Below are 23,255 nucleotides of genomic sequence, written 5' to 3' on the forward strand. Positions count from 1 at the left end.
GAAATTCCTCCTGGCAGGAAACTGAATGTTTAATCTGGTTAGGTAAAATGATATTTCGTGGCGATCCTATAACTTGAGAGTTATGTAAGAGATGATCGACAGCCGCATTAAGTTCCGCCATCTGCAAACCTTTGTCGAGGTCGCACGCCAGAAAAGCGTGATGAAGGCGGCCGAGTTGCTGCATGTCAGCCAACCCGCCGTGACCAAGACGATCCGAGAGCTTGAAGGCGTTCTGGGTGTCGAAGTCTTCGAGCGCGATGGCCGCGGCATCAAGATCACGCGATACGGCGAGGTTTTCCTGAAACACGCAGGTGCGGCGCTTACGGCGCTGCGGCAGGGGCTCGATTCGGTCACGCAGGAGCGGATCGGCGATGCCCCACCAATCCGCATCGGCGCCTTGCCGACGGTATCGACGAGGATCATGCCACGGGCGATGCAGCTTTTCCTGATGGAAAACACCTGGACCCGGCTGAAGATCGTCACAGGCGAGAACGCCGTGCTTCTGGAACAGCTTCGCGTTGGCGATCTCGACCTTGTCGTGGGGCGTCTCGCCGGGCCGGAAAAGATGACCGGATTTTCCTTCGAGCACCTCTACTCGGAGCAGGTGGTCTTTGCGGTTCGCGCCGGCCATCCGTTGCTGAAGGCCAGGCAGTCGCACTTCAATGCGCTCGGTGACTACACGATCCTGATGCCGACCCGGGCGTCGATCATCCGCCCCTTCGTCGAGGGGCTTCTGATCGCCAACGGCGTGCCCAGCCTTCCGAACCAGATCGAGACAGTCTCCGACAGCTTTGGCCGCGCCTTCGTTCGAGCAAGCGATGCCATCTGGATCATCTCCGCCGGCGTCGTCGCCAACGACATCGAGGACGGAGCTTTGGCGGTGCTGCCGATCGATACGAGCGAAACCAAGGGTCCCGTGGGCCTGACCATGCGCAACGACGCCATCCCGTCACTGCCGCTTTCGATCCTGATGCAGACCATTCGCGAAGCGGCCATGGAGGTGGCGGCCGGCCGGCCCAGCTCAAAGCTGGACGCTCAGAAGGGTAATCCGACGTAGTTTTCGGCCAGCACCGTTGCCGCAGCTTGCGAATGTGTCAGATAGTCGAGCTCCGCCTCCTGGATTTTCTGGCCGAAGTCGTCGGTGTCGGGGAAACGGTGTAACATGGTGGTCATCCACCAGGAGAACCGGACCGCCTTCCAGACACGCGACAGCGCCCGCTGCGAATAAGCGTCGATCCCTGAACTCGATCCCTCGGCGTAATATTCCGAAAGGCCGGAGAACAGGTAGTGTACGTCGCTCGCCGCAAGGTTCAGGCCCTTGGCACCGGTCGGCGGCACGATATGGGCGGCGTCGCCTGCCAGAAACAGCCGACCGAAGCGCATGGGCTCGGCAACGAAGGAGCGAAGCGGGGCGATCGACTTCTCGAAGGACGGGGCGGTCTGCAGCGCTTCGGCATGATGCGCGGGCAGGCGGCGGCGAAGCTCGTCCCAGAAGCGCTCGTCGCTCCAGTCCTCGATTTTTTCATCGAGCGGAGCCTGGATGTAATAGCGGCTGCGGGTCTGCGAACGCATCGAACAGAGCGCAAACCCGCGCGGATGGTTGGCGTAGACAAGCTCGTGACTGACAGGCGCGACATCGGCCAGAATGCCGAGCCAGCCGAAAGGATAGACCCTCTCGAAGGTGCGGATCGACCGCTCCGGCACCGCCTTGCGGCTCACGCCGTGGAAACCGTCGCATCCGGCGATGAAGTCGCAATCGATGCGATAGGTCACTCCACCCTTCTCATAGGTCACATACGGGGAATCGTCGTCGAAATCATGCGGCGTGACACTGGCCGCCTCATAGATCGAGATTGCGCCGCTTGTCTCGCGCTGTTCCATCAGGTCGCGGGTCAGCTCCGTCTGGCCATAAACCATGACGCGCTTTCCGCCGCTCAAGCCGACGAGATCGATGCGATGGTCGCGGCCATCGAAGGCAAGCGAGAAGCCGTCATGGAGCAGCCCTTCGGCATGCATCCGGGCGCCGGATTTCGCCCTGTCCATCAGATCGACCGTGCCTTCCTCCAGTACGCCCGCCCGCACGCGGCCGAGAATGTAATCCTTGGAGACACGGTCGAGTATGACGTTGTCGATGCCGGCCACGGTCAGCAGTTGGCCGAGCAACATCCCTGCCGGCCCCGAGCCGATGATGGCGACTTTGGTACGCATGTGTCCTCCCAGCGTCCTCTCCCCCAAGCTTAACGACGCGTCATGCGCGCTCCAACGCGATGGCAATCCCCTGGCCGACGCCGACGCACATGGTTGCAAGGCCGAAGCGTCCCCCGCCTGCTGCCATCTCCAAGGCCGCGGTGCCGGTGATACGCGCGCCCGACATGCCGAGCGGGTGGCCGAGCGCGATCGCACCGCCGTTGCGGTTGACGCGCGGATCGTCGTCGGCGATGCCGAGTTGGCGTAGCACCGCGAGGCCCTGACTGGCGAAGGCTTCGTTGAGTTCGATGACGTCGAATTGCTGCTGAGTCATCGACAGCCGAGCCATCAGCTTTTGCGAGGCTGGTACGGGGCCGATGCCCATGACACGAGGTGGTACGCCGGCCGACACGCCGCCCAGAATGCGGGCGATCGGCGTGAGGCTGTGTTTCTTGATGGCAGCTTCCGAAGCGATGATCAGCGCTGCTGCGCCGTCGTTCACACCTGACGCGTTGCCCGCGGTGACGGTGCCGCCCTGGCGCTTGAACGGCGTCCCGAGGTTGGCCAGCGCCTCGATCGTGGTGGCGCGAGGATGTTCGTCGCGATAGAAGACGACAGGGTCACCCTTGCGCTGAGGGATCGAAACCGCGACGATTTCCCTCGCAAGTCGGCCGTTTTGCTGCGCCGCCGCCGCCTTATCCTGGGACCTCAGCGCGAAGGCGTCCTGATCCTGACGGCTTACCTTATAGTCCTCGGCGACATTCTCGCCGGTTTCGGGCATGGATTCGACGCCGTAGAGCTCTTTCATGAGAGGATTGACGAAGCGCCAGCCGATAGTCGTGTCATGGATTTCGGCGTGGCGCGAGAAGGCCGTGTCCGCCTTGGGCATGACGAAGGGCGCGCGCGACATGCTTTCGACGCCGCCTGCGATCATCAGTTCGGCCTCGCCAGCCTTGATCGCCCGCGCAGCCGCAATGATCGCGTCCATCCCGGAGCCGCACAGCCGGTTGATCGTCGTGCCCGGCACGCTTGCCGGCAGGCCGGCGAGAAGGAGGGACATGCGGGCAACGTTGCGATTGTCTTCGCCGGCCTGGTTGGCGCAGCCGAAGATGACATCGTCCACCGCTTCCCAATCCACCGCGACGTTGCGCGCAATCAGTTCGCGCAGAGGAACGGCACCGAGATCGTCGGCTCTGACGGAGGCGAGCGCGCCGCCGAAACGGCCGATCGGCGTGCGGATGTAATCGCAGATATAGGCTTCGGTCATGCTTCACCTCCCGAAAGCGTGGGCACGATCAAATCCACGACCGGCCCGTCGATATGGAGTCGTGCGCCGGTCATCGCCTGCAGAACCTCGTTCGCCAGATCCGGCAACTTTTCCCGAAGCACGAAACGACCGTCCGCAATGTCGATCACCGCGTGGCTGGTGTAGACGCGGGTGATGCAGCCGACGCCGGTCAGCGGGAAGGTGCACTTCTCGACGAGCTTTGGCTCGCCGTTCTTGGTTACGTGTTCGGTGATGACGAAGACCTGTCGGGCGCCATGCACGAGGTCCATCGCGCCGCCCACGGCGGGCACGCCCTTGGAGCCCACCCGCCAATTGGCGAGGTCGCCGCTCTCGGCAATCTGGTAGGCGCCGAGGATGGCGACATCGAGATGGCCGCCGCGCACCATGGCGAAACTGTCGGCGTGGTGAAAAAAGGCGGCGCCGGGTTTCAGGGTGACGGCGCGCTTGCCCGCGTTGATCAGATCCCAATCCTCTTCGCCCGTCGGCGGCGCCTCGCCGAAGTCGAGAATACCGTTCTCGGTATGAAAGATCGCCTGCCGACCGGGCGGCTGGTAGCGCGCCACCATCTCGGGAAACCCGATGCCCAGGTTGACATAGGCGCCGTCGGCAATGTCCTGTGCCGCCCGCCAGGCGATCTGCGCGTTCGAGAGCTTGTTGTTGCTCATGGGCATGTTGCTCCCTCGCGGATCAGCTCTTCTTCCTGTTTGGGATTGGCAATCTCGACGACGCGATCGACGAAGATGCCGGGGGTCACGACGTGCTCGGGATCGATGCCTCCGGGGGGCACGAGGCTCGAAACCTGCACGATCGTCTGCTCGGCCGCCATGCACATCAGCGGATTGAAGTTGCGGCCGGCCTTGCGATAGGTGAGGTTGCCGTGGGTGTCGCCGACATGCGCCTTGACGATCGCGAAATCGGCCTTCAGCCAGCGCTCCTGCACATAGGGCCGGCCGTCGAATTCGGCGATCACCTTGCCTTGCGCGAGTTCGGTTCCGTAGCCTGTCGGCGTGTAGAAAGCCGGGATGCCGGCGCCGCCAGCGCGGATCCGCTCGGCAAGTGTACCCTGCGGAACAAGCTCCAGCTCGATCTCGCCGGCAAGATACCGGTCCGTGAAGGCGCGGGGATCGGAAGAGCGGGGGAACGAGCAGATCATCTTGCGGACCATGCCCGCATCCATCATCGCCGCGATGCCGATCCGTCCGTTGCCGGCGTTGTTGTTGATGACGGTCAGGTTCCGTGGCCGCTTGTCGATCAGCGCGTGGATCAGTTCGATCGGCGCGCCGGAGCCACCGAAACCGCCGATCATCACGACCGCTCCATCGCCAATCCCGTCGACCGCTTCCGCCGCGCTTCGCACTGTCTTGTCCATTGATCCTCCATCGCCGCTTGTCAGCGGCAGCGCTCTAATTTGTAGGGATCTGAGGTGTGGACGGCAATCACGTTTGTGCGCTATGTCATCTTTGTTCGAATATCGCACATGGGAGCCGACGCATGCAGGTGAAGGAACGTGACATCATGGGTGGTCTCGCCAAGGGGCTGAAGGTGATCGAGGCGTTCACGGCCGAGCACCCGCGTCTCAGCATCTCTGAGGCCGCGGACATATCGGGTTACGATCGCGCCACGACGCGTCGATGCCTGCTGACGTTGGCAGAACTTGGATACTGCGCCTATGACGGCAAGTATTTCACGGTGACGCCGCGCGTGCTTCGGCTTGGAACAGGATGCCTAGCCTCCATGCCGTTGCCCCGCATCGTCCAGCCATGGCTGGACCGGCTGTCGGAGGAGATCGGCCAGAGCACCTCGGTCTCGATCCTCGATGATGCCGAGATCGTCTACGTGGCGCGCGCGTCGCAGCGCCGTGTCATGTCGATCGCTCTGATGCCGGGATCGCGGCTACCCGCCTATTGCACCTCGATGGGACGCGTTCTTTTGGCCGCCATTCCTTCGGAGCGGGCGCTGGAGTTGCTGTCGGCCGAACCGCTTGCGCAACGCACGTCGAGAACGCAGACCGATGTGGGGGAACTCCAACGCATCCTGCAGGATGTGAAGGCCGCCGGCTACGCCTCCATCGACCAGGAGGTGGAAATCGGCCTTCGGTCGGTCGCGGTACCATTGGTCGGCGCGCGCGGGCAGACGCTGGCGGCGCTGAATGTCGGTCTGGCGGCGACGGAAGAGCCGATGCAGGCGATGGTTTCGCGTTATCTTCCGGCGCTGCTGCGTATAAAGGCCGAACTGAGCGGAATTCTGGTTTAGGGTTCAGCTATCCTGCTTCAGCAAACCGCGCGCCAGTGCATGCTCGACACCGCCTTCGATATGCGCGGCAAGGATCTGCTTGGCCGCATCGGCATTGCGTTCGAGGGCGGCATCGAGAAGCGCCTGATGCTCGCGTGACGCCACATCGCCGCGGTAGGATAGCGCGACCATCTGATAGCGCAGATACTTGTCGAAGATGACCGAGTGCGTCTCGATCAGAAGCTTGGAGCCACAGGCCGAAATCAGCGCTTGGTGAAATTCCCAGTCGTATCGTTTCCAGTCTTCAGCGCGGCTGGCATCACCGGTCGCCATCAGCCGCTCAAGGCTGGCAAGCTTGTAGTGGGCCGATACGAGGCGCGCTTCCCACTCCATGTCGCCCTGCGCGAAGGATTGTTCCAGCGCATGGGTCTCCAGGAGCAGCCGCAAGGCGGCGATCTCCCTGAGGTCGGCGACGGAGACTGGGCATACTTGGAACCCTCGCTGGCCCTCCGCCAGCACCAGCCCCTCCGAGGAAAGGCGGTTCAGGATCTCACGCAACGTGCTGATCGAGGTCTCGTAGGATTCCTTCAGCGCATCCAGCTTCAATTTCTGGCCCGGTGCGAGCCGGCCGAAGATGATGTCGGCACGGATGCGGCGGTAGCTGCTCTCCGCAATGGTCTCGTTTTCTGTCTGCTGCAACATCCCGATACTCTGCTATTTTCGATGCGAACTGCGCCGTGTACGTTACCTCATTGTCACAGCTGCTGAAATCCTATCGTCTGCCATATTTAAGAAAGACATAGGAAAGGCATTCTACTGTATGATTTTCCAAATCATCGCGACTGGAGCCCTCGCAACGCAATGCTGAAGAAAACGGGAGAGACGGCTGAAACTGTCAGCGAGGTCGTGTTTCGTCAAATCCGCCAGGATATTATTTCCGGCATTCTGCCGCCGGGATCCAAGATCAAGCTGGAACAGGCGCGCGAACGCTATTCGATCAGCGTCTCCCCGCTGCGGGAAATCCTCAGCCGACTGACAACGGAAAACCTTGTCGTTGCCGAGGGGCAGAAGGGTTTCGAGGTCAGCCCGGCGTCGCGTCGTGAATTGCTCGAACTCGCCGACCTCAGGGTGGTGCTCGAAACCCACGCGCTCGATCTCGCTTTCGCTGCGGGCGATCTTGAGTGGGAGGCATCGATCGTAGCGGCGCATCACAAGCTGGCGGCCGCGGAACGGCGGCTCCTCGCCGGTGATGCCTCGCGCACCATCGAATGGGTGCGCTATGACTGGGAGTTCCACCAGGCGATCGTCTCGGCCTGCAACTCCGCGACGCTGATGGCGACGCTCTCCTCGGTCTTCGACCGCTTTCTGCGCTATCACATGCTGGCCGAGAGCTTCCGCGGCAAGCCGGTGGTCGACGATCACCGAGCGCTCTTCGATTTCGCGCTTCGACGCGATGCGGAACAGGCCAAGGCCGTGATCCGCCGGCATGTGCATAGCGGGGTCGAGCACATCCTGAAAAGCGGCATAGTCGCCTGACCGGCATTCCTAGCCGCTGTCGCGCGGCAGGCCCTCCGGACGCATCTGCTTTTTCAGTGCGGCGATGCGGAAAATGGCATTGGCCGCGCCATAGCCTCGATAGCCCTTGCGCTCGACGATCTCGAAGAAGAAGCCTTCGCCGTATGTGCCGCTGTAGAGCTGGAAATACTCGCCTTGCTCATCGCGGTCGTAGAGAATGTTATGTTCCTTCAACCGCTCGGTGAGATCGGGATCCAGCCCAAAGCGCGCTTCCACATCCCCATAATAGTTCGGCGAAATGTGCAGCGGCTTGAAGCCGGCTTTTCGCAAGGTCTCGGCGGTGTTGAAGATATCGTCGGTGCTGAAGGCGAGATGCTGGATGCCAGATCCGAACTTTTCCGCGATGAAATGGCCGGCGAGCGTCCGCCTGTTCTCCGCGCCGTTAAGCGTGATCCGCAGCGATCCTTCCTCGTTCTCCACCACCTGGCTGCGCACGACGCCGCCGGGATCGATGATATCGACCATCGGTGTCTTCTCGGTCGCGAAGATCGAGGTGTAGAAGAGCAACCAGGTCAGCATCTCGTCGTATGAGACGGTCTGCGCGATGTGGTCGATGCGCAGCAGGCCCGCGCTCGGCGCCGATTGCTGTTCATCGACGGGAATGAAGTCGAGCTCCGCGAAGCGTCCGAGTGGCGACGTCTCGTCGATCAGATAGACGATGCCGCCGCCGACGCCGCGGATCGCAGGTAGTTCGAGTTCGCCTTCGGCGACCGGCTGCAGGAAGGGTTCGGCATCGAGTGCCACCGCGCGCCGGTGGGCCTCGCAGGCATCGTCCACGACAAGCGCAAAGGCATAGGCGAGCGTCCCATGGACGGCGTATGCCGCGTTGGCGAAGCCCGCCTGGTCGATATTGACGAGAATGCGGATGCCGTCCTGTTCGTAGAGGCTGACTTCCTTGCTGCGATGCTTGGCCGTCTTGCGAAAGCCCAGCACCTCGAGGATGCCGATCAGTTCGGCCGCATCGCCCTCATCAGCGGTGAACTCGACGAAGCCCACGCCTTTCACCGTCGCGCGCGGCGGCATGGGCTTTCCAATCTGGTTGTTGCCGCCGAGGCCGCGGCGCACCTGATCGCCCAGATAGATCAGCGAACGGTGGCCGTCGGCCGCGATCTCGCGCGTCGAGCCGCCACGGAACTGGTCGTTGAAGATCTCAAGCGAATAGTAGCCGTCATAACCGGTCGCGGCGATAGCGGATGTGAAGGCGGTCACCGGCAGGTCGCCTTCGCCGGGCATGTTGCGGAAGTGCCGCGACCAGTAGAGCAGATCCATGTCGATCTGCGGCGCATCGGCCAGCTGGACGATGAAGATCTTCTCCTTCGGGATGGAGCGGATGGAATTGATGTCGATCTTGCGCGAGAGGCTATGAAAGCTGTCCAGTACCAGGCCGATATTGTCGTGGTCGGCGCGACGCACGATCTCCCAGGCGTCGCGGTGGTCGTTGATGTGACGACCCCATGCCAGCGCCTCGTAGCCGACGCGCAAACCGCGCGCTGCTGCGCGCTCACCCAGTTCGCGGAAGTCGGCGGCGGCGCGGTCGATGCCGCCGAGCGAGGCGGACGAAACGTTCGAGCAGACGAGGACGAGGTCCGTTCCGAGCTGCTGCATGATGTCGAACTTGCGTTCGGCGCGGTCGAAGGTGCGGCTGCGCAGCGGTTCCGGCATGCCTTCGAAATCGCGGAACGGCTGGAACAGCGTGATCTTCAGGCCGAGATCGCGGGCCATCTTGCCGACATCGGCGGGGCTGCCGTCAAAGGCCAGGAAGTCGTTCTCGAAAATCTCCACGCCATCGAAGCCCGCCCGCGCAATCGCTTCAAGCTTCTCCGGCAGCTCACCGCTGATCGAAACCGTCGCTATCGAGGTCTTCATCTCGTTCATCCTCCCTGACCGATATCGTCGTGACAATCATTATGGCGAATGTCGTGAGAAGTTCAATTCAACGTTTGAAAATAGAAGTCTCATATGATTTTGGAAAACTATGTTGATTTATCCGTCCGCCTCAGGCAATTTTGATCTCACAGTCGGAGGAGAAGGAAGGCTGTTCGGTCGCGACGACCATTGAGGAGGAGGAAAAGATGTTGAAATCCATGTTGTCACGGCGCAACGCCATGCTTGGCGCGGCCGCTTTACTTACCGGCATCGCGCTGGCTCAGCCGGCCGCCGCCGTCACCCCGGAAGAGATCAAGGCTCGCGGCAAGCTGATCGTCGGCATCCAGGGCGACAATCCGCCATGGGGCTTCGTCACCAGCGCCGGCAAGCAGGACGGCTTCGATGCCGATATGGGTGCGCTGTACGCCAAGGAACTCGGCGTCGAAGTCGAGTTCGTTCCGCTTGAAGTCAACAACCGCATCCCGGCACTGACGTCGGGTCGCGTCGACGTTCTCTTCGCGACGATGGCGATGCTGCCGGATCGCGCCAAGGCGGTTCAGTTCAGCCAACCCTACAATGCCAATGCCATCGTCCTGATCGGTCCGAAGAACAAGTCGATAAAGACGAATGACGACATGGCCAACCTGACCATTTCCGTAGCGAAGGGCGCCGCGCAGGACACGCAGGTCACCAAGAATGCACCTGCTTCAGCCACCATCCGCCGTTTCGATGGCGATGCGGCCAGCGTCCAGGCGCTGGTATCCGGGCAGGCCGAGGCGCTGGGCGGCAACATCTTCTACATGGATCGCGTCGAGAAGGCGCGCCCCGGCGAGTTCGAGAACAAGCTCGAGTTCCAGAAGCTCTACAACGGCGCATGCACTCGTCTGGACGAGAAGGAAATCAATGCCTCGCTCAACACCTTTATCGACAAGATCAAGGCAAATGGCGAGCTGAAGAAGGTCTACGACAAGTGGATGAAGGTTCCCGTGCCTGAGTTCCCGGCGAGCCTAGAAGGCATTCCCTTCGCAGCAAAGTAGACCCTTTACGATGGGGCGATGCGACGGCGGCGTCTTGAAAACGGTCGCCGCCGCTTTGCCGCGGCGATGAATGTCTCGTGCCGAACGCGGGAGCGATGATGAGCAACACGATCTTTGTATTGAACGGGCCGAACCTCAATCTTCTCGGTCAGCGCGAACCGCACATCTACGGTTCGACGACGCTGGCTGAGATCGAGCAGCGCTGCACGGCCAAGGCGCGCGACCTCGGCTTCGAGGTGGATTTTCGCCAGACGAATTTCGAGGGCGCACTTATCGAGAGCATTCATGAAGCGCGCCAGACGGCTTGCGGGATTATCATCAATCCGGCGGCACTTACCTTCACGTCGATCGCTCTTCTCGATGCCCTGAAGACCTTCGACCCGCCGAAGATCGAGCTGCACATCTCCAATGTCCATGCCCGAGAGCGCATCTACCACAAGTCCCTGATCTCGCCGATCGCGACGTCGATCATGATCGGCTTCGGTGCGGATGGGTACGAACTCGCGATCCAGGCCATGACGCAACTGGTCGCTTGCAGCCGCTGACCGGACAGGAAAGGCCAGAAACAAGACCATGAACTACACACTGGACTTCACGCCTGTTATCGACGGTCTGCCCAGCCTGCTGCTTGCCTGTCTCGGTACGTTCCTGCTGGCGATCTCAGGCATGCTGCTGGCTATCCTGATCGGCATCGGCGGCGTCATGCTGCGCGATTCTCGCTTCGAGCCGATACGCTGGCTGGTGATCGGCTTCGTCGAAATCATCCGCAACACGCCGTTTCTGGTGCAGATCTTCTTCATCTATTTCGCCCTGCCGCTTGCCGGCGTCAGGCTCGATCCGACGCCGACAGCGATCATCGCGCTCGGCATCAATGGTGGCGCCTATGCGATCGAGATCATCCGCGGCGGGGTGCAGGCCATCCCTGCGGGCCAGAAGGAAGCCGGCCTCGCGCTTGGCCTGCACAAGGCGCAGGTATTCCGCTTCATCGTGTTGAAGCCGGCGCTGAGGGCGATCTATCCGTCACTCACCAGCCAGTTCGTGCTTTTGACGCTATCAACCAGCATCGCCTCGGCGATCTCGGCCTACGAACTCACCTCGGTCTCGCAACGGATTGAATCCGAAAGTTTCCGCAGCTTCGAGGTCTATTTCACAGTCACGGTTTTCTACCTCGTGATCTCCTGGGTGATGATGCGGCTCTTCGGACTCTTCTCGTCCCGCTATTTCAATTATCCGGTCAAGTAGGAGGCGCCCATGGGTCGCGATGAATTCATCTTCCTGCTGATTGGTTTGAAATGGACCGTGGTCCTGTCCGTCGTCGGCTTTATCTGCGGCTCGATCGGGGGGCTTGTAATTGCGCTGCTACGCACCTGCGGCCTGCCCTCGCTGGAAAGGTTGACGGCCGGCTACATCGCGGTGTTTCAGGGCACGCCGCTGTTGATGCAGCTCTTCGTCGTCTATTACGGGTTGGCGCTGGTGGGACTGAAGCTCGACGCGTGGATCGCGGTCGCGATCGGGCTGACACTGCATGCGAGCGCTTATCTCGGCGAGATCTGGCGCGGTTCGATAGAAGCTGTCCCGCGTGGCCAGACCGAGGCCGCCAAGGCGCTCAGCATCAAATACGTCTCGCGCATGAAGGACGTGATCCTACCACAGGCAATCCGCATCTCGCTGCCTGCGACCATCGGCTTCCTGGTACAACTGATCAAGGGAACCTCGCTCGCGGCCATCGTAGGTTTCACCGAGCTGACGCGGGCGGGCAACATCATTTCCAACCAGATCTTCGAGCCGCTGACGGTCTTCGGCATCGTCGGCATCCTCTATTTCATTATGTGCTGCCCGCTGACGATCCTTGGTGCCCGCCTCGAGCGGCGCTTCACGATGTCGGCGCGCTGAGTGCGCCTGCCTGTCCGGGAGAATTGAACGATGACCAATGTGTCGACGACCACCACCGCCGAGCCGATGATCCGCCTGGCACAGGTCGAGAAATGGTACGGTGCCTTTCAGGCATTGCACGATATCAACATGGATGTCCGCCAGGGCGAGCGGATCGTGCTCTGCGGCCCCTCCGGCAGCGGCAAGTCGACGCTGATCCGCTGCATCAACCACCTGGAGAGCTACGAGAAGGGCGAGATTCGCGTCGGCGGCACGCTGCTCGGGAACCGCTCCAAGGATATAGATGCCATCAGGCGCGATGTCGGCATGGTGTTTCAGCAATTCAATCTCTTTCCGCATCTGACGGTGCTGCAGAACTGCATGCTGGCGCCAATGCGTGCGCTCGGGCTTGGCAAGGCGGAAGCGGAAGAGCGCGCACGCAGCCTGCTCGACCGCGTCAAGATCCTCGAACAGGCCGAGAAATATCCGGCGCAGCTTTCCGGTGGTCAGCAGCAGCGCGTGGCGATTGCGCGTGCGCTCTGCATGCGGCCGAAGGTGATGCTGTTTGACGAGCCGACATCGGCGCTCGATCCGGAAATGGTCAAGGAGGTCCTCGATACGATGATCGGCCTGGCGGAGGAGGGGATGACGATGATCTGCGTCACCCACGAGATGGGCTTTGCCCGTCAAGTCGCTGATCGCGTCATCTTCATGGCGAGCGGCGCGATCGTGGAGGAAGCACCGCCCGCCACATTCTTCAGCAATCCAAGGCATGAGCGCACGCGCAAGTTCCTTGGCGAAATTCTGCGTCACTGAAAGTTTTCGGCATGATTTCCGGCACCACCAGGATCATTGCCCATCTGGGCTATCCGACGGAGACCTTCAAGTCGCCGCTGATCTACAACCCCTATTTCGAGAAACACGGCATCGACGCCGTCGTCGTGCCGATGGGCTGCCGGGCCGAGGATTTTCCGGATTTCCTGCGCCTCGTGTTCCGCCTGTCGAACATCCACGGCGCATTGATCACCATGCCGCACAAGGTCACCACGATGGGCTTGCTCGAAGAACTGTCGACGCGTGCACAGGCCGCCGGCGCCTGCAACGCCATCCGGCTCGATGAAGATGGCCGGCTGATCGGCGACATGTTCGACGGGGAAGGGTTCGTGCGCGGCGTGCTGCGCAAGGGCAGGCAGGTTGCTGGCGCCGACGTGCTCGTCGTCGGCTCCGGCGGCGTCGGCTCGGCGATCGCCGCGTCGCTTGCCGCTGCCGACGTTCGACGGATAGCGGTTTTCGATGCAAACACGGAGGCCATGAACGGTCTGACGGGACGGCTGCGCCAGCATTATCCCGATGTGGAGGTGACGGCCGGATCGCGCGATCCTGAAGGCTTCGACATCGTGGTGAATGCGACGCCGCTCGGCATGAAGAGCGACGATCCGTTACCGATCGATGTGTCGCGGCTCTCTCCCTCTACCTTCGTGGGCGAGGTCGTGATGAAGCAGGAGATCACGCCGTTTCTCGAAGTGGCACGGTCCCACGGCTGCGACTTCCAGGTGGGCACCGACATGCTGTTTGAACAAATTCCGGCCTACCTCGAATTCTTCGGCTTTCCAACGACAACGGCCGATGAACTGCGATCGATTGCTTGTATGGGTTGAATTTTAAATCGACTGCATCGCGAAAGAAGCTACTTGCTCCCCAAGTGTTCGAACTCCTGATCGTCGATCGAGTAGGGTTGAAGTCAACAGATGTGCATCGGTATAGCCGATCCCCATGCTGAAAACCGAATAGCGGTCAATGATGGTTATTACCTCTGTATGGGTCGCGACCACTGCCTCACGCTTAGCTGCAAGAAACGCTAGAACCGCATCCCGATCGCGCAGACTGCCTATGGCCAGTTCGCCGATACGAAAGGGTGGCACAGCAACCGATCATCTCCGATGATTTTGGTCAGATCCAAGTCGCCGTGTCGAAAATGGTCAATCCAGATTGAACTATCGACAAGGATCACTTGCTCACTTCGCTCCGGCGGCGCGGCGCTACCTCAGCCTCGGGCATAGTGCTGCCAAGAGCTATTAGCCGTTTGCCAGATTCTACTCGTACTAAAGTCTCGAGTGCTTGACGCACAAGAGCCGCCGTCTCCTTTGTGCCTGTAAGGGATCTAGCCGGTTCGATGAGATTGTCGTCAAGACTAATAGTAGATCGCATAGGTAGCTCCCAAATTTTGATACACTCATAGCACCAATTGGTGCGATAATTTATGCCTCTTAAGCCGGCAATTGACACCATGCCTATTGCGGGTCGCCGGTTCGACACCCGTCAAAGCGTTGCAAGATCGTAGCGCTTATTTTGCACCGTACGTTACCCAGCGCGTTGGATTTCCTTGCTGATCACAAACTGTCTCCAGCCTGCGAAGGCGGGATAATCGTCCATTCGGATTGGGGAGCCCATTACTGCTGGCTTACCTGGATTAGCGATGCGAGGCTGTCCCACCATACGCCCAGCTGGCAAGGAAGCTGACATTCGCTCCCGAACTGAGGGACTTGTCCAATCGGCTAGTGCTGCGGTGTCGCATAAGTCAAAATGATGACGACGGGACGGTTCCACAGGAATTGGTATCGCGTTATCTTGTTAGCATGGAGATGACACCAGTATTTGCACGATTGCGGCCAGACGTCCGCGCGCCCGCCGTTGCGGAGAAGCTTCATGATCTAGGTTTGGAGCTGGCTCGCCTTGGTTCTGAGGATCGGGAAGCCTTGGAAATTGAGCATGCGAGAATGTGCTCCGAAGGTTATTACAACGATGCCCATGTCGCGATCCGCCTGTTTGTTTGGTACGTTACTGAGAGTGGTCGATTTAACCCAGAATGCCTCACGCAACCTGGCACCGTCAGCCGGTCGATCTCCAAAATGCGCCAATGGGCGAACGCTGACCCGGCCCAGGCCGCTTCGGTCGAGATCGAAGTCACCGCATTAAAGCTTTTTCTACTTCAAGTATTTGAGCGCGCTGGTGCGCCCCGTCACGCCATATCCGCTGCCCAGGATCGACTGCTTGGCGCCTAGAATGATCAAGAATTTGTTGTGGGAACACGCCTCATCCTCCGACCGGTCGACATTGTTGTTGATATGCACATGCCGCCATAATCGCTATTGCGCTGTTGAACGCACTCACCACTGAAACTGCCGTACGGCCGAGCCGTGGAGAGCTTCACGTTGCCGTGCGGCAATTCTGGAGCTAGGTTGTGAACCTATACGCATGTGCTCATGATGTCAGAAGCCGCAATCTAATCAATAAGGTGGCGCATGGCGGGTGAAGCGGCTCTTGTTTTCGACAATTTTCCAATGGGCCATCGCGAATTTGTGAAGTAGCTACCCCGCAGTGGAACGGGATACTCGGGGCCGAGCCCGTTTTGGCGAGCTACGAACCCTTGGAAAGCAGTGAAAGCCTACGCCGAACCGGCACGTCGAACGCTACGTACGCAATCGCAGAGAAGCCCACGATAACAGCAGTTCCGATGACAGCCACGGCCAATTGCAGGAGCGGTGAGAAATTCATGCCTTTGGCAAGGAAGCTGAATAGATGGACCAGAGGATAGTGGACCGCATATATGGGATACGATAGATTTCCACTCCATATCGCGCAGCGCCGCGTAAAGGGGTCGAGGTCTGCATTGAGACATGCGAAGACAATTGCGGGCATTAGGATCATGACCACAATTGTGTCGACCAGCGCTTTCGGTAGCCCGGTATCCGGTGACATGAGAACTACGATTAAAAGTACGGATGCGGGAATGAAAATGTGCTTAGGGGCGAATGAGCTATACCTGTAGATCAGCAACCCGACGGAAAAGGACCAGACTACGCGAGGAAATCCCCACCAAAACCCGTTGGGGTTGAAGCCAAAATTGACGGTTCCAGCACTTGCGATCGCAAAAAGCAGCCAAATGCCGCTTACAAAAACAACCGCCAGAAGCGCGCCCGAATACAGCTTGAGCCGAGCGCAAAGGGCAAACGCCGCATTCGCGAAAATCTCGAAAAACAGTGACCATGTGGGCGTATTGAGTGGGAACACCGACTGATCGAGCGTCGGGGTGTGAAGCAAGGATGTTTGCAGTATTGGTAAGACCGTGACGCCAAAGACGAAGGCGATCGCGACGTCTCTCATATGCTGCGTTTGGTCGAGATCCATTCGGCCAAATTCCAATATAGCTGCAACCGTAGCGCCCATAACGATGAGTGGCAAAAGCCTGATCAGGCGCTTGCCAAGAAATGCAGTTGTTGTCAGCGACCCATCCCTCAGCTGGCGCTGATAGGCGCTTGCGATAACGAAGCCGCTGAGGACGAAGAAGAAGTCGACTGCCAGATAGCCGTTGGGTGCGAGGTAAGGGAGATCGAGTCGGGTCTTGAAGTGCTTGAATACCACGACAAGAGCCGCAAGGCCTCGCAGCAGGTCCAAACCGATATATCGATGCCCCGTAGACTCGCTTCTTTCTACTCCGCTGCACAATGCAGACCATTGCGGCTTGATGTATGACAGCATAGGCCGAGATCCTGTTGACGATACGGTTTTCAGTTCGGTCGCGCGACCGTCAGGCATCCACCCTGCCGATCCTGAGGCGTCGCAGCGGCTGTGTTACAATCACCTGTCTTTTGTCATCTCGGTCGCGCGTAGCATCAGGACCTTCCTCGAAGAAGTGCCCTTCACGCTGCAGCCGACGGACAAACCCCTCAAAAACCGGAACGCGCACCCCTTCCAACCCGCGCTTATCTCTCAGGCCGTTGTCCATTCTTTCGTTGACCTCCTTGAAGTACTGCAGCGTGGCTAATACATCAGCTGCGGCCGAACTCGTCCACGATACGGATGATGTCGTCTTCGCCGAGATAAGATCCCGTTTGCACTTCTATCAACTCGAGCATGATTTTGCCTGGGTTGGCCAAGCGATGGACCTCGCCAAGCGGGATGTAGACAGATTCATTCTCTCGCAGCATCTGCACGTTGTCGCCGATGGTCACCTCGGCCGTGCCCTTGACGACGATCCAATGCTCGGAGCGGTGGTGATGCTTCTGTAGCGACAGCTTCTTGCCCGGCGTGACGAAGATGCGCTTCACTTGGAAGCGGTCGCCCTTTAGCACTGAGGTATAGCCGCCCCAGGGCCGGTAGGAAGTGGGGTGGGTCTCGGTCAACTGCGATGTAGTGGGGGCGGCCGCGAGCACCTTCACGAGGTTCCCGACGTCTTGGCTGTCCTGCAGTCGGCCAACATACACGGCGTCCTCGCTGGCGATCACAGCGATGTTGTCCATGCCCTGGACGGCGAGGTGTACACCATGTGTCATGATCAGCGAGTTCTTGGTGTTGACGACCGTCGTATGGCCTGCTGCCACATTGCCATACTCGTCGCGGCTACCGCTTTTCCAGACCGAATCCCAGCCGCCGAGGTCGGACCACTTGAACGCCGAGGGGACGACGGCGGCATTGCTCGTCTTCTCCATGATCGCGTAATCGATCGAGATGTTCGGGGCAGCGGAGAAAGCCTCCTTGTCGAGACGGATGAAGTCGAGATCTCTGGCACTTTTGGTAAATGCTGCTTCCGCTGCCCTCAATGTCTCCGTTGCAAAGCTGCGCATATCAGCCAATAGGCTGGACACAGAGAACATGAACATGCCCGAATTCCAGTAAAAGCCGTCGGTTGCAACCATGTCTTCTGCCTTGTTTCGCGGCGGCTTCTCGATGAAGCGGGCGACCGCGCGCGCCCCGGTTGGAAGTGTCTTTCCGCCTTCAATGTAGCCATAACCGGTAGCCGGTTCAGTAGGCTGTATGCCGAAGGTTACCAGCTTTCCCTCGGCCGCCGTGGCGGCCGCAATGTTGACACAGCCAAAATAGGTGTCGCCGGCAACGATTTCGTAGTCGGAGCCGAGCACGTGCATAATGGTGTCCTCGTCGAGACGATCGCGTACCAGCGTCGCAGCGGCGGCTACGGCGGCAGCGGTATTGCGGGCAACGGGTTCGAGTACGATGGCGGCGATCTCGATGTCCAGTTCACGCGCTTGCTCGGCGACAAGAAAGCGGAATTCTTCGTTGGTAAGAACGACGGGCGGTTCATAGAGCGCAGGATCGGACACGCGCCGCAGCGTTTCCTGAAAAAGCGTTTTGTCGCCCACGAAACGGATAAACTGCTTCGGCGCGGCGGCGCGTGATAGTGGCCAAAGCCGGGTACCCTTGCCGCCTGCCATGATCACTGGAACGATCTTTTTGGTCATCTCTAATATCCTTGGCTATCTCTTGCTTGGTCTATTAATTCGTCTCGACCCAACAGTTGATGCGTTGCAGTCCAAAACCGAGCAACGCTGCCGCGGCTGCTTCGCCTTCCGCTTCGACGTTGCAGCGAATTTCCGGAGCATTGCTGAAGGGGCGGAAATGAATGGTGCGCCGGTCCCCAAGCGTGAGACGCAGCCCGTCGATATCGCTGACGCTGCCGACTTTGCCGATAGGGTCCAGAAGCGTCGCGAGGTTGGACGACCCGGACCGGAGATGTGCCATCAGACGGGCACTTGTCTCAACCGGAAAGTCTTCGAAACGGTCAGCCACGGCAAATGGCAACTCCCAGGAATCAGATATAACCGAAACCGGTTGCCGCCTGGATGCTGCAAGAAAGAGCGTCGCGAGGAGGGGCACGAAGCAATCGCGAGTCGGACGTGCGCGCAGCGTGTGGCCGTTGATGTCGAAGCCGCTCGCGGTCAGCACGCCTCCATTCGCTTGGAAGCCCGCGACATTGTGGTCGCCCGATACGATTGCCTTCTGCATCCCCGATATCACGAAGGGACAGCCGACGCGGGTGCGAATAACGCTGAAGCTATCAGCAGCTTCAATCCCCGAATTCGACGTGACCGGTGTGACCACCAATGTCGCGCCGAGGAAGTTTGCAGCGATCAATCCGAGAACATCACCGAGCAACGGGGTGCCCGTCTCGTCTGCCACTATCGGACGATCCCCGTCGCCATCAGCCAAGACGATTGCGTCGAGGCCATGTTGTCTGGCAGCATCCGTCAGTTTGGCAATCGTCTCGTGACAACTGGCTTCTGTGTCGACGGGAACGAATGTCTCCGACCGACCAAAAGGCACGACTGTCGCACCGAAATGCATTAAGAGATCCACGAGCAGGTCGCGGGCGATCGTGCTATGCCGGTAGACGCCAACCTTGAGGCCAGCAAGCGCGCCCGCAGGAAGAGTATGGGCATTCCGTTCGCGGAGGGTCGTCAGGCATTCGGATGAATCCTCCTGCGTACGCGTGCCGCGGGGCGCAAATGCAAAGCCGGCGCCATCGAGCGCGGTTGCTGCCGCAGTGATTGCAGCCTCGTCCGCTTTGATCTCGCCGGTTGGTCGATGGAACTTGACGTCATTTCGATCCGCTGGGATATGAGAACTCGTCACCATCAGGCAGCCGGCCTTTTGCTGGAGATCATAAAGCGCAAGTGCTGGCGTCGGCGCTGTGCCGCAGTCTTGGACATCGACGCCGAGACTAACATGGGGATCAGTGCAGTTGGTCGCGATCTCTGGACTCGAATCCCTGTAGTCCGGGCCGATCAGGATGGCGTCGCCCGCTTGCGCCAGTCCGCTATCGAGCAGCAGGTAGCGTCCGAACGCGGTGGCAAAGAGAGCCGGGGCTCGACCCTTGAGGTCCTCGGACAGGCCGCGAAGTCCACTCGTTCCGAATTTCATCTTAGGCAATCCTTTTAGGCGTGCACGTTGCTCGCGCCCTAAAAACCCCCCGTTCTAGTCAGGCACATGATCAGGCGTCGTCGCGCTTGGAACTTTCTCTCCAGATGACGAAAATTACGCCGCCAACATATCCCAGTTGCATCAGCAAAAGGCAGAAGGCGCCGTAATAGGCGGTGGTAGCGATGCTGCCGCTATGTGCATAGGACACTGCAGAGAAGACGATACTTGCGAGAAGCATCCTGAAATAGAAGGCCGGCGCTCGCATCAACTCGATGAAGCGCTCGATAGTGTTTCGATTTCCCAGTTTCTTTGTATCGGAGAAAATTCGACGGAACGGTGTGATGCAGGGCGTCAGAATTGACATCGCTCAATCCTCTCTCGGGTCGACCATTTGCCGCGTCCAGTCTATGCCTTCAATAGCGGGGGACGAAATGGACGTCGGCTTTTGACGAAATCGCTTTTGAATTGCTTTCCAGCTTCTGATTATCGGATTGATGAAGGCGCCTCGCAGAGTGTTGAATTTTTGCAGGGTTGCATCACTGTAACCAGCGATCCCAAACTCAACTTCCTCGCCCTTCGCAGGTCTGTACCCGGTTCCAAAAATCCAGTCATATATGGATAAATTGGTGCCGAAGTTTTTGTCCCAATGCGGCTGGAGCTTGCTGTGATGCACCTGGTGCATGTGAGGACTGATTAATACCCGGTCGAACCATCCCAGACCTACGGGAATATGCGAGTGCTTGAGCGGATCAAGGGTCCAGATGGTGAAAATCTTGCTGGCAACTGCCTTAAGAAGGAGGGCTTCGGGAAGGCTGATGTCAAAAAGATATATTAATACGCCGGCCACCGCTCCCGTTATTACGCCCGCCATCGCGCCACCGTAGAGGATAGGCAGCGAGTGGCCGCGCTTGGACGTCAGGGGATTGAGAAAATCGGCTGAATGATGGACCTTGTGCAACTCCCAAAGTGCGGGAACCTTGTGCTCGAGATAGTGGACGACATAGTCGGCGAACTCAGCGGCTAGAAACATCACAATTGTGCAGAGAAACGCCACTGCAAAGGTTGTCGGAATGGGCGTTAAATGACCGAAAAGTGCCGTCAGCGATGTGTTCACGCCAATCGACAATAGCCCCGCTATTGCAAAACCCGGCGCGGCAAAGATGAAGTCCGTGAATTTCCGATAGATATAAATGATCACGTCCATGTGGAAGCTTTTAGAGCGCCATGGATCAAACGGCACGCAGTGCTCAAACACCTCGCGAAGCGAGAATACATGACGGTTCCGGCGAAGCTGGATCGCAAACGAGACAAGGCCGGCGCCGAAGAAAATACCCCAGGTTAGGGCAAACTGCGGAAGGTTCATGAAGTAGGAGTAGAGAACATCGACACTCATGGCATTGCTCCACGGTGCGAAGTAACGCTGTCACCATTGCCCGCTCTCGGACGCCCGAATTCGCGAGAGCTCGAGACAATAGCGGTCCAAAACAACGCTCGGTAAGCATCCATTGTGAATATCATAGCGACATACTCCGCGCGCTTGCGCTTCAGGGGTCGGGCTCCTCCTTCCCGCGACATGTGCTAATTCGGCCCGGTGTCCGCAACGGCCTCCCGCCATCGCTGCACTGCCGCATGTGTATCGATAAGTCATGGTGGAATGGCCAGAGGCCATCGAATTCCATCAAGTATCGTCACAGGACCAAAAGTAATAGTCCGGCGTGACAACTTTATAAAAGTAATCAAATAATTTCCTGAATGTCAAATTACGTCAGATTTTGCAACTTTATTACGCATCTGTCTATAAAATGTTCACATGTATTGAAGTTGGTAAAAAATATCACCGCTTGCTTTCACAAGCGCGCCGTGAATAGGCTTTGTTTCAAACGTTTACATAAGTTTGACTTCCCAAAAGCCGGTCTAATCGCTAGTGTGCAATGCAGCAAGGCTGCTTCCTAGTAGATGCGGGCGAGGACGATGAGTGTCGAGCCGATTGGAGTCTTCACGTTAGTGTTGGGGTTTTACGCCCTTTCGCTTGGCAGCGCGTTTACAGCTGCTCTTCTTGTAATAATGAGCATTTTTGGTTCCGCCGCAGCTCTTGTTGTCGGTTCGGCGAGCGTGCCTCCCGCTCACCTGTTCCTGCTATTTCTGGTTATCTCGATCGTAAGTGGTCGGACTGATCTGCGTCCTGCAACAGCCATGCTGAGCGTAGGAAAACCAGGATTTTGGCTCGCTGCGTTGGTGACCTATGGAGCGATAAGTGCGTATTTCCTTCCAAGATTGCTTTCCGGTGAAACATTGATCGTTCCGCTTGGAATTTCTGAATATCCACTCACGCGCGGCGTCGTCCCTCTCGGACCTGTCTCGAGCAACTTTACCCAGCCAATCTATCTGTTGGCCGATTTTGTCTGTTTCGTTGCGATTTCGGTGATCGGGTCGACATCAGCGGGCTGCAGAGCAATCGTGAATGCTCTGATCGCATATGCCGCGTTGAATATCGGTTTTGCCCTCTTGGATCTGGCAACGGCTGCCACGGGGACGCAGGACGCCCTCCAATTCATGCGCAATGCTCAGTACACGTTCCACGAGAACGAGAGCGTTAATGGCATGAAGCGCATAGTCGGCTCCTGGCCGGAAGCATCGGCCTTCGCAGGCACGACACTCGGCGTACTTGGCTTTACAGGTACGCTGTGGTTGTGTGGAAGAACCAGCCGCTGGCAAGGGTTTCTGGCCGTGGCGTCGCTTTTGCTCATTATGCTGTCCACTTCCTCAACCGGGCTCGTCGCCACACCAGTTTGTTTAGCCATCATGTACTGCACCGCACTTTCAAAGTGCGGCACCTCTCAAGCGAGTGGTAACGCGACCGCCTTTGTTTTGCTATCACCTCTGCTTCTTGTCGTCGCAACCTTGGTCGTCATTTTGAGCAACGATCTATACGGCATGCTCTACGAGTACGTTGATATTCTGGTTCTTAGCAAGGCGACGTCAAATTCTGGTATAGCAAGAGGTGCGTGGAATTCATTCGGGATGCAGAACTTCTGGGATTCTTCCGGATTCGGCGTAGGCCTGGGCACCGCGCGGACGTCAAGCTTTCCGATCGCTGTTTTGTCAAATGTCGGCGTTCCCGGAGCGATCTTTTTCGCGACCTTTGCGATCGCGGCGCTGACGCGGATGGGAAACTCGCCCCAAACATTCGAAAGAGACGTGAAATTGGCCGCACGTAACGGTTGCCTTTGCCTCCTCGTAGGGGGAACTGTCGCCGGGGCAACCGTCGACCTCGGTCTGCTGTTCTTCATTCTGGCTGGGTTGGCTGCCAGTCGCCCGGTACCCTCGGTGGAGGCTGCCGCACCATTTCTCCGCCTGCGCCAACAAAGCGATGGTCCGGCCTGGGTGGCTCGAAATGATCATACCTTGCCATAGAGGGTCGATATGTCCGCGGGCGACCCGACCGACATGACGAGGAAAAACCTGCCCGAACTGAATCCATT

At 58.9% G+C, this 23,255-nt stretch carries 24 protein-coding genes and 1 pseudogene; 11 read left to right on the forward strand and 14 right to left on the reverse strand.

The genetic code is table 11. The features are described 5' to 3' along the window. Positions 1-91 precede the first annotated feature (91 nt). On the forward strand, positions 92-1,057 hold the full coding sequence (gene pcaQ / locus QTL95_RS04465; RefSeq protein WP_289718746.1) for a pca operon transcription factor PcaQ: 966 nt from the start codon (positions 92-94) through the stop codon (positions 1,055-1,057). On the opposite strand, the gene pobA is transcribed toward pcaQ, so the two are convergent. Genes pobA through QTL95_RS04485 form a run of 4 tightly spaced genes read right to left on the reverse strand, consistent with a single transcriptional unit; the run spans position 1,036 to position 4,844 of the window. Beyond that, positions 1,036-2,208, reverse strand: coding sequence for a 4-hydroxybenzoate 3-monooxygenase (gene pobA, locus QTL95_RS04470; protein WP_289718747.1), 1,173 nt, complete (start codon positions 2,206-2,208; stop codon positions 1,036-1,038). The two genes, pcaQ and pobA, sit on opposite strands and share 22 nt — an antisense overlap. 40 nt (positions 2,209-2,248) lie before the next feature. Then, on the reverse strand, positions 2,249-3,454 hold the full coding sequence (gene pcaF / locus QTL95_RS04475; RefSeq protein ID WP_289718748.1) for a 3-oxoadipyl-CoA thiolase: 1,206 nt from the start codon (positions 3,452-3,454) through the stop codon (positions 2,249-2,251). Further along, the gene (locus QTL95_RS04480) at positions 3,451-4,140 is read right to left on the reverse strand and encodes a 3-oxoacid CoA-transferase subunit B (protein WP_289718749.1); all 690 of its coding nucleotides are present in this window, start codon (positions 4,138-4,140) and stop codon (positions 3,451-3,453) included. Before QTL95_RS04480 ends, pcaF begins: the two co-directional genes overlap by 4 nt. Beyond that, a complete protein-coding gene (locus QTL95_RS04485) occupies positions 4,137-4,844 on the reverse strand; it encodes a 3-oxoacid CoA-transferase subunit A (protein ID WP_289718750.1) in 708 nt (235 codons plus the stop codon). Before QTL95_RS04485 ends, QTL95_RS04480 begins: the two co-directional genes overlap by 4 nt. A gap of 122 nt (positions 4,845-4,966) precedes the next feature. Here QTL95_RS04485 and QTL95_RS04490 point away from each other — a divergent pair, with 122 nt between their 5' ends. Continuing rightward, entirely contained in the window at positions 4,967-5,728 is a 762-nt protein-coding gene (locus tag QTL95_RS04490) for an IclR family transcriptional regulator domain-containing protein (protein ID WP_289718751.1), read from the forward strand. Between the two features lie 3 nt (positions 5,729-5,731). On the opposite strand, the gene QTL95_RS04495 is transcribed toward QTL95_RS04490, so the two are convergent. Then, complete coding sequence (locus QTL95_RS04495; protein WP_289718752.1) at positions 5,732-6,409, reverse strand: GntR family transcriptional regulator; 678 nt, start codon at positions 6,407-6,409, stop codon at positions 5,732-5,734. 159 nt (positions 6,410-6,568) lie between these two features. Here QTL95_RS04495 and QTL95_RS04500 point away from each other — a divergent pair, with 159 nt between their 5' ends. Then, positions 6,569-7,243 (forward strand): GntR family transcriptional regulator, encoded by a 675-nt coding sequence (locus tag QTL95_RS04500; RefSeq protein ID WP_289718753.1) that lies wholly within the window; start codon positions 6,569-6,571, stop codon positions 7,241-7,243. 9 nt (positions 7,244-7,252) lie between these two features. Here the strand turns inward: QTL95_RS04500 and QTL95_RS04505 are convergent, their stop codons facing one another. Then, positions 7,253-9,148: a bifunctional sugar phosphate isomerase/epimerase/4-hydroxyphenylpyruvate dioxygenase family protein gene (locus QTL95_RS04505; RefSeq protein WP_289718754.1), complete on the reverse strand. Its 1,896-nt coding sequence runs from the start codon at positions 9,146-9,148 to the stop codon at positions 7,253-7,255. A gap of 206 nt (positions 9,149-9,354) precedes the next feature. Here QTL95_RS04505 and QTL95_RS04510 point away from each other — a divergent pair, with 206 nt between their 5' ends. The 6 genes from QTL95_RS04510 (at position 9,355) to QTL95_RS04535 (ending at position 13,715) form a co-directional block, all read left to right on the forward strand. After that, positions 9,355-10,185 carry a transporter substrate-binding domain-containing protein gene (locus QTL95_RS04510; protein ID WP_289718755.1) on the forward strand — a complete coding sequence of 277 codons (831 nt, stop codon included), beginning with the start codon at positions 9,355-9,357 and terminating at the stop codon, positions 10,183-10,185. Between the two features lie 98 nt (positions 10,186-10,283). Next, positions 10,284-10,730, forward strand: a complete 447-nt coding sequence (gene aroQ, locus QTL95_RS04515; protein ID WP_289718756.1) for a type II 3-dehydroquinate dehydratase — start codon at positions 10,284-10,286, stop codon at positions 10,728-10,730. 28 nt (positions 10,731-10,758) lie between these two features. Further along, positions 10,759-11,427 carry an amino acid ABC transporter permease gene (locus tag QTL95_RS04520; protein WP_289718757.1) on the forward strand — a complete coding sequence of 223 codons (669 nt, stop codon included), beginning with the start codon at positions 10,759-10,761 and terminating at the stop codon, positions 11,425-11,427. A 9-nt stretch (positions 11,428-11,436) separates the two neighbouring features. Next, on the forward strand, positions 11,437-12,078 hold the full coding sequence (locus tag QTL95_RS04525; protein WP_289718758.1) for an amino acid ABC transporter permease: 642 nt from the start codon (positions 11,437-11,439) through the stop codon (positions 12,076-12,078). A gap of 66 nt (positions 12,079-12,144) precedes the next feature. Further along, a complete protein-coding gene (locus tag QTL95_RS04530; protein WP_289718812.1) occupies positions 12,145-12,873 on the forward strand; it encodes an amino acid ABC transporter ATP-binding protein in 729 nt (242 codons plus the stop codon). Positions 12,874-12,884: 11 nt separating this feature from the next. Then, positions 12,885-13,715: a shikimate dehydrogenase family protein gene (locus QTL95_RS04535; RefSeq protein ID WP_289718759.1), complete on the forward strand. Its 831-nt coding sequence runs from the start codon at positions 12,885-12,887 to the stop codon at positions 13,713-13,715. A gap of 3 nt (positions 13,716-13,718) precedes the next feature. Here QTL95_RS04535 and QTL95_RS04540 read toward each other — a convergent pair. After that, a pseudogene (locus QTL95_RS04540) lies at positions 13,719-14,068 on the reverse strand (type II toxin-antitoxin system VapC family toxin). Beyond that, positions 14,065-14,265, reverse strand: a complete 201-nt coding sequence (locus QTL95_RS04545; RefSeq protein ID WP_289718760.1) for a type II toxin-antitoxin system VapB family antitoxin — start codon at positions 14,263-14,265, stop codon at positions 14,065-14,067. Before QTL95_RS04545 ends, QTL95_RS04540 begins: the two are co-directional and overlap by 4 nt. Positions 14,266-14,699: 434 nt before the next feature. On the opposite strand from QTL95_RS04545, the gene QTL95_RS04550 reads away from it, so the two are divergent. Then, complete coding sequence (locus tag QTL95_RS04550) at positions 14,700-15,119, forward strand: hypothetical protein (RefSeq protein ID WP_289718761.1); 420 nt, start codon at positions 14,700-14,702, stop codon at positions 15,117-15,119. A gap of 355 nt (positions 15,120-15,474) precedes the next feature. On the opposite strand, the gene QTL95_RS04555 is transcribed toward QTL95_RS04550, so the two are convergent. The 6 genes from QTL95_RS04555 to QTL95_RS04580 form a co-directional block, all read right to left on the reverse strand. Next, a complete protein-coding gene (locus tag QTL95_RS04555) occupies positions 15,475-16,596 on the reverse strand; it encodes an acyltransferase family protein (RefSeq protein ID WP_289718762.1) in 1,122 nt (373 codons plus the stop codon). A 49-nt stretch (positions 16,597-16,645) separates the two neighbouring features. Continuing rightward, complete coding sequence (locus tag QTL95_RS04560; protein WP_289718763.1) at positions 16,646-16,843, reverse strand: hypothetical protein; 198 nt, start codon at positions 16,841-16,843, stop codon at positions 16,646-16,648. Positions 16,844-16,886: 43 nt separating this feature from the next. Continuing rightward, a complete protein-coding gene (locus tag QTL95_RS04565; RefSeq protein WP_289718764.1) occupies positions 16,887-18,314 on the reverse strand; it encodes a mannose-1-phosphate guanylyltransferase/mannose-6-phosphate isomerase in 1,428 nt (475 codons plus the stop codon). A 34-nt stretch (positions 18,315-18,348) separates the two neighbouring features. Then, the gene (locus QTL95_RS04570; RefSeq protein WP_289718765.1) at positions 18,349-19,773 is read right to left on the reverse strand and encodes a phosphomannomutase; all 1,425 of its coding nucleotides are present in this window, start codon (positions 19,771-19,773) and stop codon (positions 18,349-18,351) included. Positions 19,774-19,843: 70 nt separating this feature from the next. Next, a complete protein-coding gene (locus tag QTL95_RS04575; RefSeq protein WP_289718766.1) occupies positions 19,844-20,137 on the reverse strand; it encodes a hypothetical protein in 294 nt (97 codons plus the stop codon). A 3-nt stretch (positions 20,138-20,140) separates the two neighbouring features. Continuing rightward, positions 20,141-21,166 carry a sterol desaturase family protein gene (locus tag QTL95_RS04580; RefSeq protein ID WP_289718767.1) on the reverse strand — a complete coding sequence of 342 codons (1,026 nt, stop codon included), beginning with the start codon at positions 21,164-21,166 and terminating at the stop codon, positions 20,141-20,143. Between the two features lie 578 nt (positions 21,167-21,744). Between QTL95_RS04580 and QTL95_RS04585 the strand changes: the two genes are divergently transcribed. Next, positions 21,745-23,187: a hypothetical protein gene (locus QTL95_RS04585; protein ID WP_289718768.1), complete on the forward strand. Its 1,443-nt coding sequence runs from the start codon at positions 21,745-21,747 to the stop codon at positions 23,185-23,187. The last annotated feature ends 68 nt before the right edge of the window (positions 23,188-23,255 follow it).

Source organism: Rhizobium sp. S152 (assembly GCF_030380735.1).
Lineage (GTDB): Bacteria > Pseudomonadota > Alphaproteobacteria > Rhizobiales > Rhizobiaceae > Rhizobium.